Below are 17,342 nucleotides of genomic sequence, written 5' to 3'. Positions count from 1 at the left end.
GTTACCCCATCGTCAGCGCCACGCGCCCGATCGCCTTTCGATCGATGAGCAGCCTCATCGCCTTCGCGTAATCCTCAAGCGGCAGCCGATGCGAGATATTCGGACGCACCTTTCCGGCCTCCGCCCATTCCGCGAGCGCCTTGATCCTGACCTCGCCGAGCGCGGGATTTCTCCGCACCGCTTCGCCGGCTCGGACGCCGAGCACACTCGCGCCCTTGATCATCAGAAGATTGGTCTTTGCAAGCCCAATGCCGCCGGTGAAGCCGATGACCAGCAGCCTTGCGCCCCAGTTGATGCAGCGCATCGAGTTCTCGAATACTTCGCCGCCGACGGGGTCGAATACCACGTCAGCGCCCTGCCCGTCCGTGATGCGCTTGACGGCATCGCGGAACGGCTCGCGATCGTAGCGGATGAGATGATCGGCGCCCCTGGCTTTCGCAATCGCAAGCTTCTCGTCGCTGGAAGCTGTCGCAATCACCGTCGCGCCGAGCATCTTGCCGATTTCGACGGCGGCGAGCCCGACACCGCCGCCCGCGCCGTGCACCAGCAGCACCTCGCCCGGTTCGAGCCGGCCGCGATCGATCAGCGCGTGATAGGCGGTGCCGTGGCCGGCCAGGAACGTCGCGCCCTCGGCGTAGTCGAAATTCGACGGCAGTTTTACGAGTTGCGACGGCGTCGCGACGGCTTCATCGGAATAGGCGCCGTGCCGCATCTTGACGATCACGCGATCACCAACCGCGACGCCTTCGGCCGCGTTGACCTCGACGACATCGCCGGCGGCTTCCATACCCGGCGTGAACGGCAGCGGCGGCTTGAGCTGATACTCGCCCGCCGCCATCAGAACGTCGGGGAAGTTCAACCCGGCGGCGCGGATAGCGACACGCACCTGACCCGGCGCCAGCGGCATGGCGTCAAACGTTTCCAGGCGCAGGCTCTCCGGCGGCCCAAGCTCGCGGCAGACGACGGCCTTCGGCATCAGGCGGCCCGCGCTTTCAGGCGCTCCAGCGCCTCGCGGATCAGCAGCATTCGGTCGTTGCCGAAGTACATGTCAGTCTTGTCAACAAAGATCGTCGGCGAACCGAAACCGCCACGCGCCATCACCTCGTCCGTGTTGGCCTTGAGCTGGTCCTTGATCGACTGCTGGCCGATGCCCTCGAAGAATTTGACATGGTCGACGCCGGCCTTCTTGCAGACCTCCGTCAGCACCGAGTCCTGCGAAATGTCCTTGTCGCCGCCCCAATAGGTCTCGAACACCGCGGTGGCGAACGGCACCATGCGTTCGCCAGATTCCTGGCCCAGCCAGATGCAGCCGCGCATTGCTTTCACGCTGTTCACCGGAAACACCGTCGGCGGCATCTTGATGGCAAGCCCCGCAGAGCGCGCCCAGTCGGCGAGATCCTTCTTCATGTACCGCGCCTTCAACGGCACCGGCGTCTCGCGCTGCGCATAGACGCTGGGGTTCACGGTGTTGAAGATGCCGCCGACCAGGATCGGCCGCCAACTGATCTCGACGCCGAACTCTTTGGCGAGCGGCTGGATGTTGTGGAAGGCGAGATAGGTCCAGGGACTGGAGCAGTCGAAGAAGAATTCGATCATGGGCTTTCCTTTTGTTTGATTCTTGATTCTCCTCATCCTGCGGAGCGCGGAACGCGCGTCGCGAAGGATGTAGGCCCGTCCGTGGCCTCGTGGTTCGAGACGGCGCTTCGCGCCTCCTCACCATGAGGGTCTGCAATCACTTCCTCTCCGCCATCTCCTTCGCGCGTTGTCCAAACATATTCTTCCGCGCCTCCTCGTCGAACGGCTCCTTCACGAATTTTCCGATCGCGAGCCCGGCTTGCACCTGCGGCCGGGCGCGCACTTCCGCGTACCAGCGTTTGATGTTCGGATAATCGTCGAGGGTAAAGCCCTGCGCCTTGTGGGTCATGGTCCAGGGGAAGCAGGCGATATCGGCGATCGAGTAGTCGCCCGCGACATAGGCGCCGGTCTTGCCCAACTGCGTATCGAGCACGCGGTAGAGCCGCGCCGCCTCGTCGCGGTAGCGTTCGATCGCGTAAGGGATTTTTTCTGCCGCGTAGAGCGCGAAATGGCCGTGCTGGCCGAGCATGGGCCCGAGCCCACTCACCTGCCACATCAGCCATTCGATGACGTGGGAGCGCGCCCGCATCTCTTTCGGCAAAAAGCGCCCGGTCTTGTCGGCGAGGTAGATCAGGATCGCGCCGGTCTCGAACACCGGAAACGGCCCCTGCCCGTCGGCGGGTTCGTGGTCCACGATGGCCGGAATCCGGTTGTTCGGGCTGATCGCCAGAAATTCCGGCCTGAACTGCTCGCCGGCGCGGATGTTGACGGGGATGACCCGATAGGGAAGCCCGAGTTCCTCCAGCATGATCGAGATTTTCCAGCCATTGGGCGTCGGCGCATAGTGCAGGTCGATCATGGCTCCCCTAGCTGCCGATGCGGGAATATTCCCCGTGATGGCGACTTTTGTTGTTCTGTACCTCGATCTTAAGACATGGCAGACAGGCGCTCAATCAGAACCAATCGGGAGGCTCCCATGCTGTTTCCAACCACCATCGCAGGCTCTTTGCCGAAGCCGGAATGGCTGGCCGAGCCGAACACGCTGTGGGCGCCCTGGCGAGCAAAAGGCGACGAACTCGCCCGCGCCAAGCGGGACGCCACCATGCTGGCGGTGAAGCTGCAGGAGGATGCCGGCGTCGATATCGTCACGGAGGGCGAGCAGGCCCGCCAGCATTTCGTCCACGGCTTTCTGGAGAAGGTCGAGGGCATCGATTTCGCCCACAAGGTCGAGATGGGCATCAGGAAAGACCGCTACAAGGCGATGGTGCCGCAGGTGGTCGCGCCGCTGACGCTAAAGGGCCGCGTCCATGCCGATGAAGCCCGCGTCGCCCGCACCCACACTACCCACAAGCTGAAATTCACCCTGCCCGGCCCGATGACGATCGCCGACACGGTCGCTGACAAGTATTACGGCGACAAGGTCAAGATGGCGTTCGCCTTTGCCGAACTGCTCAACAACGAGGCCAAGGCGCTGCAGGCCGACGGTGTCGATGTGATCCAGTTCGACGAGCCCGCCTTCAACGTCTTCATGGACGAAGTCTCCGACTGGGGCATCAGGGCACTGGAGCGCGCCGCCGAAGGCCTGACCTGCACCACCGCCGTCCACATCTGCTATGGCTACGGCATCAAGGCCAATACCGACTGGAAGCAGACGCTGGGCAGCGAGTGGCGGCAGTACGAGGATATTTTCCCGGCGATCGAAAAAAGCCCGATCCAGCAGGTCGCGATCGAGTGCCGCAATTCGAAAGTGCCGCTCGACCTGCTGGCGCTGCTCCCCGGCAAGGTCGTCCAGGCCGGCGTGATCGACGTCGCCAGCGACACCGTCGAGACCGCGGAGGATGTCGTGAAGGTGATCGAGGCCGTTTCGAAATTCGTGCCGTTGAGCAACATCGTCGCGACGACGAATTGCGGCATGGCGCCGATGCGGCGGGACATCGCGGAGGCGAAGCTGGCGGCGCTGGGCGCGGGGGCGAAGCTGGCGAGGCAGCGGCTCGGGTGATGCTTCCATTCCCTCTCCCGCTTGCGGGGGAGGATTAGGGTGGGGGCTGCCTCCACGAGCGTTACTCGCGGAGAGAGCGCCCACTCCAGCTCTCCCCCGCAAGCGGAAGAGAGGGCAGACCGCGCAAGCGGTATCGCCTTCGCTAACTAACTCGCGCTCGGATGCAGCAGCGGCCGATATCCAGCACTGAGCGCGTGCAACGTTGACGGCGGCGTCAGCAGCATCGCGTTCTTGAGTGCGGCTTCCGCTTTCTGATAACCAGCCATCGACCAATGCAGCGCCCTGCCCTCCACGATCAGAAAACTCTCTTCGGCGTGCTGCACCATCGCGCCGTCGGGCAACTTTTGCACCGGCATCGGCAGCGGATGCAGCCGCTTCTTGCCGCGTTCCAGCCGCTCACCATGCAATACGGCGTCCATCTCGCGCGCCAGAATGCTTTTCACGCCATTGCCCTTCTCCCACGCCGCGCGAAACCGGTTGGCGTCATCACGGCGGCAGAAGAAACAGGGGCGATGGCCGGCGGCGAATGCGGTGGCTTCGTCGAGAAAGAACAGCTCGGTCCAGCTCCGCCCGCCCATCACCTTGCGCCGCCATCCCCTGAATTCGCAGACGCAGGTGATCCACGCAGGGCTCGACCAACGCTTTTTCAATAAGGTCTTGGTCGCGGGGTCATGGATGATGCCGCGGTTGCCGGTGAACAGGCCGCGATGCGCCGTGGCGATGATGTCGCCGGTAGGTGTGACGCGGTTTTGAAGGGGCATATCGACCTGAGCGAATTTGGGCGGAGCTACTTTGCAGGCGGCGTCGGGACGCGCATCTTCCACAGGTTCCAGATACGGTCGACGATCGCCAGATTCACCACATCGGCTTTGGCGCCTTCTCCCGGCGTCAGATAGCTCGGCTCGCCACCGAGTGCGATCGCCTGCGACTGCAGTTTTGCATTGACGTCGGTGTAGTAGGCGCGGAACACCGCCAGTTTTACCGACGGTCCGACCGCCACATCCCCATGGCCGCGCATCAAGACCACCGTTTTGTCGCCGAGCGTCAGCGCCAAATCCTTGCCGATCGCGGCGTTGCGGACCAGCATGTCGGTCTCGCCAAAGTCCTTTCGGATGTCCCATACCGGCGCGCCGGCCGCCAGGAACGCCGCGTTGTGGAATACCGCGCGCAACGGGACCTGGCTGATCGTGTACGGAATGACGCCGGGCGAATGGGTGTGGACAACAGACATGACGTCCGGCCGCGCCCGGTAGATTTCGCTGTGGATGAAGCGCTCCAGGAACAGCGTGCGCCCACGCGCATCCACGGCATTGCCGTCGAGGTCGAATTCCATGATGTCGTCGGCCGTGACAAGCGCGGGCGCAAGCGAGCGCGACATCAGGAAGCGATCGGGGTTGGCGGGATGGCGGGCGCTGACATGGCCGAAACCGTCGAGAACGCCGAAATCGGCGAGGACACGGCTGCCGGTCACGATGTCTTCGATCAAGGCCGCATCGGCGCCCGGAACCGAATTAACCGAGGTCTGGGCATGGACGACGGCCTGTCCGAACAGCGCCGCAAGCGCCATCACCAGAGCGAACCTTATCGGCCAAGTGGAAGCCTGCTGTCCGCTCACGGCCACCATCCCGTCTTGATCACACCCCGCCGTCACGGACGGATTGGCGGCTGGAACGACAGCGCGGTATCCCAGGGAAAATGAATCCAGGTGTCCTGCGACACTTCCGTAATAAACGTATCGACCAGCGGCTTGCCCTGCGGCTTGGCATAGACGGCGGCGAAATGCGCGTCCGGCATCATCGAACGCACCAGCCGCCCGGTCTTGCCGGTGTCGACGAGGTCGTCGACGATCAACAGCCCCTTGCCGGTGCCGCCGCCGAGTTCTGCTACCTCGGTCGAAACACCCTTGAGAACCTTCAGGTCGCCCTGCTTGGTATGGTCGTAGCTGGCAATGCAGACGGTATCGATGATGCGAATGCCGAGCTCGCGCGCCACGATGGCTGCCGGCACCAGCCCACCGCGGGTAATCGCGATGATGGCATGAAATGGACCGACCTCGTTGAGCCGCCAGGTCAGCGCCCGGCAATCCCGGTGAAACTGGTCCCAGGAGACCGGGAAGGCTTTCTCCGGCGGCGGAGTGGCTTTTTCGCGCGCAGTCACGAGCGCGCTCCGGAATAATCGGTCACTTTTGTTCTCCCGTTATTTGCGAACTTCGAAGGTCACCTGCGCTTCGTCGCTACCTCAGAATGCCCGCCAGCATCTCCTTCACCGCGGCCATCGCGGCGTTGAGCTTTTCCGGATCGCGCGAGCGGACCACCAGGTTGGTGTTCGGCTTCTTGTCCTCGTCCATGAACGGATAGCTGCCGATAATGGTGTCGGGGTGCGCATTGGCGATGTCCCGCAACGGCCCGCCGATGTCGCCTTCCCGGGCGTTGGCGCGAACCGAGTCCGACAGCATCCGCACGCCCGATTTCAGCTTGGGCGCGACGATGTCCATCATCGCCTGCATGATCGAGGGGATGCCGGCCATCACGATGACATTGCCGAGCTTGAAGCCGGGCGCCAGGATGGTCGCGCTCTGGATCAGTTCGGCGCCATCGGGCACGCGGGCCATCCGCAGCCGCGCCTCGTTCAGATCCTGCTCGCTCCAGCGCTCGCGAAACCGCGCCACCACCTCGGGGTGATGGTCGATCCCGACGCCGAACGCTTTCGCAACGCTGTCGGCGGTGATGTCATCATGGGTCGGCCCGATGCCGCCGGTCGTGAAGACGTAGTTGTAGCGATGTCGCAGTGCATCAAGGGCTGAGATGATGTCGGCCTCGTCGTCGGCGACGACGCGGACCTCCTTGAGGTCGATCCCGATATTGGTCAGGTATTCGGCGATGAAGCCGATGTTCTTGTCCTTGGTCCGGCCGGACAGGATCTCGTCGCCGATAACCAGAATACCCGCCGTGACGATCTCGCTCATGACTTCTCCCCACCTGTCCCCGTAACTTGCGCAAGCAACGCATTGAAGTCACGGGGGTTTGCTGCCGAAATAAGCACCCGGCAGCCTTTTTTTAGGGCAGCGCGGCGAGCTACCCATACCAAATGCCGCTGGCCAATGCATATCGCGCTGGCCCGGGCCTTGCTACCATCCCGTGAAGTCATGCACTGTGCCGCATGGCTTCGAGAAATAGTCAGGATTTATGGCAGTTGCCTTCGATGAAATGAACGGCCCCGGCGGCGAACTCCGCCCGGCCTATCGAGAGCTCTCCCGCTGGCTGAAGGAGACGCCTCCGGACGCCCTGGAATATCGCCGGCAGGAGGCGGAACTGCTGTTCCGCCGGATCGGCATCACCTTCGCCGTCTATGGCGACGCCGAAGCCCAGGAGCGGCTGATTCCCTTCGACGTGATCCCGCGGATCATGTCGGCCAAGGAATGGACGCTGCTGGAAAAGGGCCTGAAGCAGCGGGTCCGCGCGCTCAACATGTTCCTGCGCGACATCTATCACGCCCGCGACATCCTGCGCGCCAACATCATTCCCGACGACCTGATCTTCCAGAACCCGGTGTTCCGCCCCGAGATGAACGGCCAGAGCGTGCCGCACGATGTCTACGTGCACATCGCCGGGATCGATATCGTCCGGGTTGACGCCGACAATTTCATCGTGCTGGAGGACAATGCGCGGACGCCGTCGGGCGTCTCCTACATGCTGGAAAACCGCGAAATCATGATGCGGCTGTTTCCGGACCTGTTCGCGCGGCACCGCGTTGCACCGGTGGAACGATATCCCGACGTACTGCTGTCGGCGTTGCGTTCGGTGGCGCCGCTCTCAGCCTCGGCGGAGCCGACAGTCGCGCTGATGACGCCCGGCGTCTACAATTCGGCGTACTACGAACACTCGTTTTTAGCCGACAAGCTCGGCATCGAGCTGGTCGAGGGCCGCGACCTCATCGTCAAGAACGATGAAGTGTTCATGCGCACCACCGAAGGGCTGAAGCGTGTCGACGTGATCTACCGCCGGGTCGACGACGATTTCCTCGATCCCCTCACCTTCCGCCCGGATTCGGCGCTCGGCGTCCCCGGGCTGATGTCGGCCTATGCGGCGGGCAACGTCACGCTGGCGAACGCGGTCGGCACCGGGATTGCCGACGACAAGGCGATCTATTCCTACATGCCCGAGGTCGTGAAATTCTATCTCGGCGAAGAACCGATCTTGAAGAACGTGCCGACCTGGCGCTGCCGCGAGCCGAAGGACCTGGCCTACGTGCTCGACAATCTGGGCGAGCTGGTGGTGAAGGAAGTCCACGGCTCCGGCGGCTACGGCATGCTGATCGGCCCCGCCGCGACGAAAGCGACGATCGAGGCGTTCCGCGACAAGCTCAAGCGCGAACCGGAGGGCTTTATCGCCCAGCCGACGCTGGCGCTGTCAACTTGCCCGACCTGCACCGCATCCGGCCTCGCGCCGCGCCATGTCGACCTGCGGCCGTTCGTGCTGACCGGCAGCCAGCACGTCACCATCGTGCCGGGCGGGCTGACGCGGGTGGCGCTGAAGGAAGGCTCGCTGGTCGTCAATTCGAGCCAGGGCGGCGGTACCAAGGACACCTGGATACTGGACGAGTAGAGAGCGAAATTTTCGTATGCTGTCGCGCACCGCCGAAAACCTGTACTGGCTGGCCCGCTATGTCGAGCGTGCGGAATATATCGCGCGCACCATCGACGCGACCTTGCGCGTCACCGCGCTTCCCGCCGCCTATATCGGCAAGACCAATGAGTGGGAATCGGCGCTTCTGACCGCCGGCGTCAGCGCAAGTTTCTACGAGGCCTATCAGGAAGCCAACGAGCAGAATGTGGTCGAGTACCTGGCGTTCTCGCCGTCCAATCCCTCCTCGATCAAGAACTGCATCGAGGCGGCGCGGCTCAATTCGCGCTCGGTGCGAACAGCGCTGACATCGGAGATGTGGGACACCATCAATTCGGCCTGGATCGAGTTGCAGGAGATCTGGGGCAAGGGCACGTCGAGCCGCGAGGAACTGGCGCGGTTTCTGCGCTTCGTGCAGGAGACCTCGCTGCGGTTCGACGGCTCGGCCTACCGCACCATGCTGCGCAACGACGCCTACTGGTTCTCCCGGCTGGGGCTACATCTGGAGCGCGCCGACAACACCGCGCGCATTCTCGACGTGAAGTATCACGTGCTGCTGCCGGAGGAGGAACATGTCGGCGGCCCGCTGGACTACTATCAGTGGACCTCGATCCTGCGCTCGGTTTCGGCGCTGACCGCCTATCACTGGGTCTACCGCGAGACGTTGAAACCGTGGCTGATCGCGGACCTCCTGATCCTGAACGACACGTTGCCGCGGTCGCTCGCGAGCTGCTACAGCAACCTCGTGCGCAATCTCGACCAGATCGGCGTCGCCTATGGCCGCCAGGGCGCCTCCCAGCGCCACGCCCGCGGCGTCCGCAACCGGCTTGAACACAGCCATATGGACGATATCTTCCAGCATGGCGTCCATGAATTCATCCAGGAATTCATTTCGGATAACGCGCGGCTCGGTGAGATCATCACCAGGCAGTATTTGATTTAGAGACTTTTGGATGCGCCCACAAAACACCGTCATGGCCGGGCTTGTCTCGGCCATCCACGTCTTGCTATGCCCACTGAGTGAAGAAAGACGTGATGCCCGGGACATCTTGCGCAAAGACGCGCTTTGCGCTTTAGCCCGGGCATGACGATCACAACTTCAATCTTGGTTCCGCCATGCGCCTGCGAATTGCCCATTCCACCAACTATCGCTACGAGCCCCCGGCCTCGGGCGTGATCCAGATCCTGCGCATGACGCCAGGCAGCCATGACGGGCAATATGTCGCCGAATGGCAGATCGACGTCTCCACAGACTCCCGGCTCGACATGCATCAGGACGCATTCGGCAACGTCACGCATGTGCTGACACACGGCCCGATCGCCGACCTCACCATCCATGTCGAGGGCCTGATCGAGACCCACGATACCGGCGGCGTGCTGCGCGGCACCGACGAGCGGTTCCCGCCAAGCCTGTTCCTGCGCCAGACGGCGCTGACCGAAGTCAACCCGGCGATGGCGACATTTGTCCGCGAGATGCGCTCGGAATCCGACGGCGACGTGCTCGGCTTCCTGCACGCGCTGATGGTGCAGATCAACGAGCACATGACGTTCGACGAGGACCCCACCAATTCAGGGACATCAGCGGCGGAAGCTTTTGCGCTCAGGCGCGGCGTCTGCCAGGACTATGCGCATATCTTCATCGCCTGCGCCCGCTCCGGCGGCGTGCCGGCGCGCTTCGTCTCCGGGCACTTCCTGCGCTCCGACGGCACCACTCACCAGCAAGCCGGCCACGCCTGGGCGGAAGCCTACGTGCCTGACCTCGGCTGGGTCGGCTTCGACGCCGCCAACGGCATCTGCACTACCGATACCCACGCCCGTGTCGCCATCGGACTCGATTATCTCGGCGCGGCGCCGGTGCGCGGCACCCGCTATGGCGGCGGCGCGGAAACATTGACGGTGGCGGTCAAGGTCGAACAGGCCGGGCGCCCCGGCCAGTGGCAAAGCCAGTCGCAGTCGTAGCATTCATTCATAGGCCTATCCCCGTCATTGCCTGCGACAAACGCGAAGCGTTTGCGCAAGGGAGCGTCGCCACGAAGCAATCCATCTTCAGTCGCGCGGCGTCACGGATCGCTTCACTTCGCTCGCAATGACGGGATAGCCGCTGTTTCGCGCGAACGCGATTCGTCTCGCCCGCGATATTTTGCCGACCAGTCTCCCAACCAGACAGTTGAAGCGTACCTCGCGATACTCGCGATCGTAGCAATCCATGTGTTTGTTTAATCACAGTGCGCAGCATATTTGGCGCGACTTATAACAAGCGATCTTGTCACGTGTGTCGCGTGCGCGAACGGATTCAAAAGCGTTGTCGATCAGTTAACGACGACATTCGAAATCTTCTAAGAATTGTTCCAGCTTTCGAACTTCGAGAGACGCAACGCGCGCAACGTCCGGTTCAGGTGCGGCGCAACGCATCGGTTCACGCCCGCGATGCTCGATGCCGAAACCGGGCAGCTCGTCACCGCCCGCGGCCTGCCGTGGTATCTACGGCATTGCAGGTGTCGCGCCCGCTGCATTTCGGAGATTACGGCGGCCTGCCGCTGAAGATCATCTGGGCGCTGCTCGATCTCGCCGCCATCGTCGTGCTCGCGAGCGGCCTTTATCTCTGGCTCGGCAAGCGCAAATCTCCCCGCGTCGCTACGCACGCCGCGGAGCGGCCGGCTGTCGCCGCCGCATCCGGGGTCGGCTCGTGAACCGCCTGCGCCAGACCGCGGAAGACATCTTTCGCTGGCCGCTCTGGCTCGGGGTGCTCACCGTCGTTGGGCTGGCCTCGGCGCTGTTCGGAGACGATGGCTGGGACGCGCTGTCATGGGTGGCGCTGGCAATTCCGCTGGGCGTCCTCGGCTGGAAGACCAGCCGCGCCGCCTGATCACTTATCCAGCCATACGTCCTCGAACCTGAGATTATTGTACTGGCTGTTGTCGTGCGGCCGAAAATTCTTCACGTAAGGCTGCCAGCAATTGGCGGCCGATGAGTGCAGAATGATCGGCCGCGCGGCGTCCTCGACCAGCAGCTGCTCGACGTCCCAGACCATTTTCCTGCGCTTCTCCCTGTCGAGTTCGCTCGATTGCGCGGCCAGCAGCCTGTCGACGTCGGCGTTGCAATACTGCGTGTAGTTGCGCTCCGACTTGCAGGAATAGTTCTCGACGATGTTGCCGTCGGGATCGTCGACGCTGACGCCGGTCAAGTTCAACCCGATCGTGTAGTCCTTCTTTGCCAGCCGCGCGTACCAGCGCGGCGTGTCGAGTATGTCGAGCTCGCTCGTGATGTAGATCTTCTTGAGCTGATCGGTCAGGATCACGGCGGGATCGCGATAGGTCGGCAGGTTGCGGGTCTGGATCTTGATCTGCAGCGGTTTTGCGTCGCTGTAGCCGAGCTTCTGCATGATCGCCTGCGCCTCGGCGATGTTCTTTTCGGTATTCGGGCCGTAGCCGGTCAGCGATGACACCATTTCAGGCGGCATGCCCCACTCACCATCGGGTTTCGCCAGCATGGCCCCGCCCATCCGCGCCAACCCCTCCATCAGGATCGTGTTGAAGGGCTTGCGATCAAGCGCCAGCGACATGGCCTTTCGGATATCCGGATTGTCGAACGGCGGGTTGACGCGATTGACCATCAGATTGATCTGAACTCCCGTGGCCGTCATCTCGCAGATCGCGTTCGGCGCGCGTGCCTTGATGTCCTTCATCAAGGGAATGCTGACGTCGGAGGGAAAGGTGATGTCATAGTCGCCGGTGGCGAACGCCAGCATGCGCGTGGCGCGGCTGTCGATCATCCGGAACGTGATCTCGTCGAGATACGGACGATCCTTCTTCCAGTAATCGGGATTGCGCACCAGACGAACCGACTCGCCGCGCTTGAATTCGACGAATTTGAACGGCCCGGTGCCAACCGGCTTGGTGCGCATCACCTGTTGCGACACATGGCAGGGATAGACCGGGGAAAATGCGCTCGCCAGCAGCACCGGCAGGCTCGGCTGCGGCTCGCTCAGCTCGAACGTCGCCTCGTAATCGCCGTTGACGCTGACGTCCTGCAGCTTCGTGTACCAGACTTTTCGCGGATTGCGCTTGAAGTCCTGGGTCTCGGTCTTGCCGATCAGCATGCGCCAGGTGCACTGCACGTCCTTGGCCGTGAACGGCTGGCCGTCGTGCCATTTCACACCCTGCCGAAGCTTGAAGGTCAGCTTGGTGTTGGTGGAATCCCACGACCAGCTTTCGGCCAGATCGGGAATGACGGTATCGATGCTTTCGTGGACTTTTGCGGGATCGAACACCACGAGATTATTGAAAATCGCGGCAAATGGCGTCACCGAGGCGATCGTCGCTTCCTCGTGCAGCGAGGTCGAGGGCGGATTGTCGTTGTGATAGAGCCTGAGCGTGCCGCCTTTTTTCTGCGCTGCGGCGGGGCTTGCGGCAACCAGTGCGATGCAAAAGAGCATCATGAACGTGGCGTGTAACCTGCCCGGCAAATTGCTGGTGCGCATTCAGCCTCCCCTGTATTTTCTTTTTCTGTGGAACGGCGCGAGGCCGAACCGTAACGCAGGGGACAGGCCATGTCAGCAGGCGACAAGATTTTTGCGGGCTCGATTCCGGAAAACTATGACCGCTATATGGTCCCCCTGATCTTCGAGAGCTACGCCCGGGATATGGCGCAAAGGGCTGCCGCACTTTCGCCCAAAGCCGTGCTGGAAATGGCGGCGGGCAGCGGCGTTGTGACGCGTGCGCTGGCGCCGATGCTTTCACCCGATGCGCGCTATGTCGTGACCGACCTCAACCAGCCGATGCTCGATTATGCCGCCACGCGGCAAGAACAAGATGACCGCCTCACCTGGCGCCAGGCCGACGCGCAGGCGCTGCCATTCGAGGATGCCGCTTTCGATCTGGTTTGCTGCCAGTTCGGCGTGATGTTCTTTCCCGATCGGCCGTCCGCCTATCGCGAGGCCCGGCGCGTGCTCAAACCGGGAGGAACTTTCCTGTTCAACGCATGGGACCGCATCGAGGAAAACGTGTTCGCGGACGACGTGACGAACGCGCTTGCGGAATTCTTCCCGGACGATCCTCCGCGCTTCATGGCCCGCACACCGCATGGCTATCATGACACCGCGCTGATCCGCAGCGATCTGGCCAAGGCAGGGTTCTCGAACGTCACGATCGAAACCAAAGCAGAGGAGAGCCGCGCGCCCTCGCCCCATCAGGTGGCGGTCGCCTATTGCCAGGGCACACCGCTGCGCAACGAGATCGAGTCCCGGGGCGCCGACAAACTCGAGGCCGCCACCGAACACGCCGCCTCCGCCATCGCGCGCAAGCATGGCAGCGGCGAGGTTGCGGCCAAGATCCAGGCGCAGGTTATCATGGCGTGGACCTAGGACCTGCCGGCCGCACCGCCTCATGGAGGCAGGACGACTATTCGCACCCATGATGAAAGCGAGCCGGGTCCGTCACTTTGCCGTAATCACGACAACCTCGTTACAGCTGTAGTCAGGCATCAGGCTCGCTGAAACCGTCCCGTAGCGCGCCTTCTGCAACCTCCCTTGCGACGTTTTTTTCACGAGAGGTTCGAAACAGATGCGCCTTCAAAGCCCGCTTCGTCACCCCCGGTCCCTCACAGCGCGCACCACAAACGAGAATTTGCTTGCCGGCATCCGGGAACTGGCGTCAGAGATCACCGCACGTGCGGCCGAGATCGAAGCGGCACGCCGCATTCCGTCCGACCTGGTGGATCGGCTGAGATCGATCGGCATGTTTCGTCTTTTTGTGCCAAGGAGTCATGAGGGGCTGGAGCTGACTTTGCCAGAGGGGCTTGAGGTCATCACCGCTCTTGCCCGGCTAGACGGCTCGCTCGGCTGGACCTCGATGGTGGCGTGCGCTGGCAGTCTTTTCGCAACCTTGGCACGACGCGAAATCTACGATCGCATTTATCAGAATGGACCCGACGTGGCCGTCTGCGGATCTTCCCAGCCGACCGGAACGGCAGAGCCGACGGCCAACGGCTTTCGGGTCAACGGCCGATGGCCGTTCGCCAGCGGCTGCAAGCACGCCGATTGGATGGGCGCAGTCTGCAAGATCACCAAGGACGGCCAACCGGTCACCGGCCCGCACGGGAAGCCGATGATGCGTGGCTTTTTGATACCGGCGGACGACTGGGAAATCGAGGACACCTGGCATGCAGCCGGGCTGAAGGGAACCGGTAGCCACCACATTGCGCTGCGGGATGCATTCGTTCCGGAAGCCAACTTCTTCGATCTGGAGGATGGCGCGGCCTGTGTGCCGGGCCCGATGTATCAAGCATTCCGGCAACTTCTGCCGCTGTTCCATGGCGCGTTCTCGGTGGGCGCGGCCGTGGGCACCATCGATGAACTGGTCGCGCTCGCCAATACCGGAAGGCAACAGCTATACGCGGCCACGCCGATGCGGGAATCCGAGACGTTCCAGTTCGAACTCGGCCGGATTTCTGCCGGCGTCAGGGCGGCGCAGGCCTTTCACAAAGTGCAGGCCGCGAGTCATTGGGATCACGCACTGGCCGGAACGCTGCAGGACGAAGGCCTCCTCATTGACGGAACACAAGCCGCAGTCTGGATTGCAACCACCTGCGTTGGCGTAGCGGACGCGTGTTTTGCGCTTGGTGGAAGCAGCGCGCTCTACGAGACTTCTCCGCTGCAGCGGCGCTTGCGCGACCTTCACGTCGCGGCCCAGCACGCTATCGCGCAGCAAAGGCAGTACGCCAGTGTGGGCAAACTGGTCTTGCAACGTTCGGCTGACGAGGCCTAACGAAGCCGCCCGACGTCTGGAAGAACCACGCATATCGGAGCAACCCGGCACCATCCCGTGCTATGATAGCGGCGCATCGCAACAAATCCGCGAGACCGGCCATGGCGACCGTGAAGCTGCTTTCCGATGATGAACTCTCAAGCGAGGCGCGCGCCGTCTTCGACGACATTCGCAAGACGCGGCAGTCGGTTTCGTCAATAACTTCTGGCGCGCGCTGGCCCATGATCCCCGAACGCTTCGCCGGACCTGGGAGAGCATCAAGGAGGTGATGGCGCCGGGCGCGCTGGAACCCAAGGTCAAGGAAATGCTCTACGTCGCCGTTTCAGTTGCCCATGGCTGCAACTACTGCATTCATTCACACACCGCCGGCGCACGGGCCAAGGGCATGACCGAGGCGGAATATCGCGAGATGATCGCCATCGTCGGCATGGCTGCAGAGACCAACCGGCTCGTCACTGCACTTGGCGTACCGGTCGACGACGCATTTCTAGTGGATGCGCCGGCAGGACGAACACCGGAATCGTGACCATCCGGCCCCAATTGGACCGCGATGACGTCTTCCGGGAAGCAGGCGATCGCACCAAATGCCTCCGTCAAAACCGGTGCCGCAGCCGATACGCCAATCAAGTTCGGTGCTGGACCCCATCCGCCCGGGGCGAGCCCCTTTTTAACCAATGGGAGCATGACGCGCCACGGGGAATGGGGGTTGGATGACACCCTGAAATTGGCTACTAGTTGCCCGCCGGAATTAGGACGGTTCGGGGATCGGGAATGACCTATTGTTGCGGAATTCTGGTGCGGGACGGTCTCGTCATGATCGCGGATACCCGCACCAATGCCGGCCTCGACAACGTCTCGACCTTCCGCAAGCTGCATATTTTCTCCAAACCCGGCGAGCGCATCATGGCGATTGCCAGCGCCGGCAATCTGGCGATCAGCCAGTCCGTGCTGTCGACATTGACCGAGGGCATCGAAGACCCCACCACCGGCGAGGTCGAGACGCTGATGAACGCGCCGACCATGTTCCAGGCGGCGCAGCGCATCGGGCGGGCGATCCGCCTGGTCCACGCCACCGAAGGCCCGGCGCTGCGCTCCGAAGACGTCTCCTTCGACGTCTCTTTCCTGTTCGGCGGGCAGATCAAGGGCTCGCGCATGCGGCTGTTCATGGTCTACACCGCCGGCAATTTCATCGAATGCACCACCGATACGCCCTACTTGCAGATCGGCGAGCACAAATACGGCAAGCCGGTGCTCGACCGCGCGATGCATTACGATGTCGAACTGTATGAAGCGCTGAAGACCGGCCTGATCTCGATGGATTCGACCATGCGGTCCAACCTCGGCGTCGGCCTGCCGATCGACGTGCTGGTCGTGCGTGCGGATGCCTGCGAGGCCGACCTCAACCACCGCATCGAGGCGGGCGAGCCTTATTTCCACGACCTGCGCTCGCGCTGGTCGGCGGCCCTGCGCGCCGCGCACCAGAATATTCCAAGACCACCCTATAAATCCGAAACAGAAGCAAAAAACTGAAGGCGAGGAAACCATGGCCGACGCAACAAACAAGATCGCAATCGTCACCGGTGCCGGCACCGGCGTCGGGCGCGCCGCATCGCTGGCGCTGATGAATGCCGGCTTCACCGTGGTGCTTGCCGGACGCCGCATGGAGATGCTGGAAGAAACCAAGAAGCTCGGCGACAATGTCGGCAAGAGCCTGTGCGTGTCCGCCGACATGACCAACCCCGGCTCGATCGCCGCCCTGTTCGCCAAGGTGATGGACACCTATGGCCGGCTGGATGTTCTCTTCAACAATGCCGGCATGGGCGCGCCGCCGGTCAATTTCGAGGATCTCAGCGTCGAACAGTGGCAGGCGGTGGTGAACACCAACCTCACCGGCCCGTTTTTGTGCACCCAGCACGCCTTCCGCATCATGAAGGACCAGAACCCGCGCGGCGGCCGCATCATCAACAACGGCTCGATCTCGGCACACGCGCCACGGCCGTTCTCAGCCGCCTATACGTCAACCAAGCACGCGATCACCGGCCTGACCAAGGCCTCCAATCTCGACGGCCGCATGTACGACATCGCGGTCGGCCAGGTCGACATCGGCAACGCCGCGACCCCGATGACGGACCGCATGGTCGCCGGCCCCGGCGTGATGCAGCCCGACGGCACGATGAAGCACGAACCGCGCATGGACGCGAAAGCGGTTGGCGACGCGGTCGCCTACATGGCTGGACTACCGTTGGATGCCAACGTGCTGTTCATGACGGTGATGGCCAGCAAGATGCCGTTCGTCGGACGGGGTTGATCGACCGCTGTGCGTCGACAGGCTGACGCGCGAAGCAATCCTTCGCGTGTCATCTCTCGCCAAAACGAACAATT

Annotated in this window: 18 protein-coding genes and 1 pseudogene; 11 read left to right on the top strand and 8 right to left on the bottom strand. The window is 62.7% G+C overall.

Annotated features, from left to right (window positions below; translation table 11 throughout):
• Position 1: 1 nt before the first annotated feature.
• The 3 genes from V1283_RS06595 to V1283_RS06585 form a co-directional block, all read right to left on the bottom strand.
• Positions 2 to 976, bottom strand: coding sequence for an NADPH:quinone oxidoreductase family protein (locus tag V1283_RS06595; protein ID WP_334385627.1), 975 nt, complete (start codon positions 974 to 976; stop codon positions 2 to 4).
• On the bottom strand, positions 976 to 1,596 hold the full coding sequence (locus tag V1283_RS06590; protein WP_334385626.1) for a 2-hydroxychromene-2-carboxylate isomerase: 621 nt from the start codon (positions 1,594 to 1,596) through the stop codon (positions 976 to 978). The genes V1283_RS06595 and V1283_RS06590 overlap by 1 nt, the downstream gene beginning before the upstream one ends.
• 136 nt (positions 1,597 to 1,732) lie before the next feature.
• Positions 1,733 to 2,434, bottom strand: a complete 702-nt coding sequence (locus V1283_RS06585; protein ID WP_334385625.1) for a glutathione S-transferase N-terminal domain-containing protein — start codon at positions 2,432 to 2,434, stop codon at positions 1,733 to 1,735.
• 117 nt (positions 2,435 to 2,551) lie between these two features.
• Here V1283_RS06585 and V1283_RS06580 point away from each other — a divergent pair, with 117 nt between their 5' ends.
• Entirely contained in the window at positions 2,552 to 3,574 is a 1,023-nt protein-coding gene (locus tag V1283_RS06580) for a methionine synthase (RefSeq protein ID WP_334385624.1), read from the top strand.
• A gap of 146 nt (positions 3,575 to 3,720) precedes the next feature.
• Here V1283_RS06580 and V1283_RS06575 read toward each other — a convergent pair whose 3' ends face one another.
• The 4 genes from V1283_RS06575 to V1283_RS06560 all read right to left on the bottom strand — a co-directional run bounded on the left by V1283_RS06575 (position 3,721) and on the right by V1283_RS06560 (position 6,539).
• Positions 3,721 to 4,335 (bottom strand): hypothetical protein, encoded by a 615-nt coding sequence (locus V1283_RS06575; RefSeq protein WP_334385623.1) that lies wholly within the window; start codon positions 4,333 to 4,335, stop codon positions 3,721 to 3,723.
• A 26-nt stretch (positions 4,336 to 4,361) separates the two neighbouring features.
• Complete coding sequence (locus V1283_RS06570) at positions 4,362 to 5,189, bottom strand: class II aldolase/adducin family protein (protein ID WP_334385622.1); 828 nt, start codon at positions 5,187 to 5,189, stop codon at positions 4,362 to 4,364.
• 32 nt (positions 5,190 to 5,221) lie between these two features.
• Positions 5,222 to 5,731 carry a xanthine phosphoribosyltransferase gene (gpt, locus tag V1283_RS06565; protein ID WP_334385621.1) on the bottom strand — a complete coding sequence of 170 codons (510 nt, stop codon included), beginning with the start codon at positions 5,729 to 5,731 and terminating at the stop codon, positions 5,222 to 5,224.
• A gap of 76 nt (positions 5,732 to 5,807) precedes the next feature.
• A complete protein-coding gene (locus V1283_RS06560; protein WP_334385620.1) occupies positions 5,808 to 6,539 on the bottom strand; it encodes a competence/damage-inducible protein A in 732 nt (243 codons plus the stop codon).
• Between the two features lie 220 nt (positions 6,540 to 6,759).
• Here V1283_RS06560 and V1283_RS06555 point away from each other — a divergent pair, with 220 nt between their 5' ends.
• From V1283_RS06555 to V1283_RS06535, 5 genes are all read left to right on the top strand, one after another.
• Positions 6,760 to 8,178, top strand: coding sequence for a circularly permuted type 2 ATP-grasp protein (locus V1283_RS06555; protein WP_334385619.1), 1,419 nt, complete (start codon positions 6,760 to 6,762; stop codon positions 8,176 to 8,178).
• 16 nt (positions 8,179 to 8,194) lie between these two features.
• A complete protein-coding gene (locus V1283_RS06550) occupies positions 8,195 to 9,139 on the top strand; it encodes an alpha-E domain-containing protein (protein ID WP_334385618.1) in 945 nt (314 codons plus the stop codon).
• A gap of 173 nt (positions 9,140 to 9,312) precedes the next feature.
• A complete protein-coding gene (locus tag V1283_RS06545) occupies positions 9,313 to 10,155 on the top strand; it encodes a transglutaminase family protein (protein ID WP_334385617.1) in 843 nt (280 codons plus the stop codon).
• 266 nt (positions 10,156 to 10,421) lie between these two features.
• Complete coding sequence (locus V1283_RS06540; protein ID WP_334385616.1) at positions 10,422 to 10,886, top strand: PepSY-associated TM helix domain-containing protein; 465 nt, start codon at positions 10,422 to 10,424, stop codon at positions 10,884 to 10,886.
• Entirely contained in the window at positions 10,883 to 11,062 is a 180-nt protein-coding gene (locus V1283_RS06535; RefSeq protein ID WP_334385615.1) for a hypothetical protein, read from the top strand. The genes V1283_RS06540 and V1283_RS06535 overlap by 4 nt, the downstream gene beginning before the upstream one ends.
• On the opposite strand, the gene V1283_RS06530 is transcribed toward V1283_RS06535, so the two are convergent.
• Positions 11,063 to 12,676 carry an ABC transporter substrate-binding protein gene (locus V1283_RS06530; RefSeq protein ID WP_334385614.1) on the bottom strand — a complete coding sequence of 538 codons (1,614 nt, stop codon included), beginning with the start codon at positions 12,674 to 12,676 and terminating at the stop codon, positions 11,063 to 11,065.
• A 69-nt stretch (positions 12,677 to 12,745) separates the two neighbouring features.
• On the opposite strand from V1283_RS06530, the gene V1283_RS06525 reads away from it, so the two are divergent.
• The 5 genes and pseudogenes from V1283_RS06525 to V1283_RS06505 all read left to right on the top strand — a co-directional run bounded on the left by V1283_RS06525 (position 12,746) and on the right by V1283_RS06505 (position 17,268).
• Positions 12,746 to 13,558: a class I SAM-dependent methyltransferase gene (locus V1283_RS06525; protein ID WP_334385613.1), complete on the top strand. Its 813-nt coding sequence runs from the start codon at positions 12,746 to 12,748 to the stop codon at positions 13,556 to 13,558.
• Between the two features lie 262 nt (positions 13,559 to 13,820).
• Positions 13,821 to 14,960, top strand: coding sequence for an acyl-CoA dehydrogenase family protein (locus tag V1283_RS06520; protein ID WP_334385612.1), 1,140 nt, complete (start codon positions 13,821 to 13,823; stop codon positions 14,958 to 14,960).
• Between the two features lie 101 nt (positions 14,961 to 15,061).
• Positions 15,062 to 15,486, top strand: a pseudogene (locus V1283_RS06515) (carboxymuconolactone decarboxylase family protein).
• Between the two features lie 245 nt (positions 15,487 to 15,731).
• Positions 15,732 to 16,490 carry a proteasome-type protease gene (locus V1283_RS06510; protein WP_334385611.1) on the top strand — a complete coding sequence of 253 codons (759 nt, stop codon included), beginning with the start codon at positions 15,732 to 15,734 and terminating at the stop codon, positions 16,488 to 16,490.
• A gap of 13 nt (positions 16,491 to 16,503) precedes the next feature.
• The gene (locus tag V1283_RS06505; protein WP_334385610.1) at positions 16,504 to 17,268 is read left to right on the top strand and encodes an SDR family oxidoreductase; all 765 of its coding nucleotides are present in this window, start codon (positions 16,504 to 16,506) and stop codon (positions 17,266 to 17,268) included.
• Positions 17,269 to 17,342 lie beyond the last annotated feature (74 nt).

Source organism: Bradyrhizobium sp. AZCC 2262, assembly GCF_036924535.1.
GTDB lineage: Bacteria > Pseudomonadota > Alphaproteobacteria > Rhizobiales > Xanthobacteraceae > Bradyrhizobium.
The sequence above is the reverse complement of the archived record's forward strand: the minus strand, read 5'-3'. Positions and strand labels throughout refer to the sequence as shown.

Bases quoted from the DNA above. Each gene is read 5' to 3' on its own strand.
- V1283_RS06595 (WP_334385627.1), bottom strand. From the start codon at position 976: ATGCCGAAGGCCGTCGTCTGCCGCGAGCTTGGGCCGCCGGAGAGCCTG.
- V1283_RS06590 (WP_334385626.1), bottom strand. From the start codon at position 1,596: ATGATCGAATTCTTCTTCGACTGCTCCAGTCCCTGGACCTATCTCGCC.
- V1283_RS06585 (WP_334385625.1), bottom strand. From the start codon at position 2,434: ATGATCGACCTGCACTATGCGCCGACGCCCAATGGCTGGAAAATCTCG.
- V1283_RS06580 (WP_334385624.1), top strand. From the start codon at position 2,552: ATGCTGTTTCCAACCACCATCGCAGGCTCTTTGCCGAAGCCGGAATGG.
- V1283_RS06575 (WP_334385623.1), bottom strand. From the start codon at position 4,335: ATGCCCCTTCAAAACCGCGTCACACCTACCGGCGACATCATCGCCACG.
- V1283_RS06560 (WP_334385620.1), bottom strand. From the start codon at position 6,539: ATGAGCGAGATCGTCACGGCGGGTATTCTGGTTATCGGCGACGAGATC.
- V1283_RS06555 (WP_334385619.1), top strand. From the start codon at position 6,760: ATGGCAGTTGCCTTCGATGAAATGAACGGCCCCGGCGGCGAACTCCGC.
- V1283_RS06550 (WP_334385618.1), top strand. From the start codon at position 8,195: ATGCTGTCGCGCACCGCCGAAAACCTGTACTGGCTGGCCCGCTATGTC.
- V1283_RS06545 (WP_334385617.1), top strand. From the start codon at position 9,313: ATGCGCCTGCGAATTGCCCATTCCACCAACTATCGCTACGAGCCCCCG.
- V1283_RS06530 (WP_334385614.1), bottom strand. From the start codon at position 12,676: ATGCGCACCAGCAATTTGCCGGGCAGGTTACACGCCACGTTCATGATG.
- V1283_RS06525 (WP_334385613.1), top strand. From the start codon at position 12,746: ATGTCAGCAGGCGACAAGATTTTTGCGGGCTCGATTCCGGAAAACTAT.
- V1283_RS06510 (WP_334385611.1), top strand. From the start codon at position 15,732: ATGACCTATTGTTGCGGAATTCTGGTGCGGGACGGTCTCGTCATGATC.
- V1283_RS06505 (WP_334385610.1), top strand. From the start codon at position 16,504: ATGGCCGACGCAACAAACAAGATCGCAATCGTCACCGGTGCCGGCACC.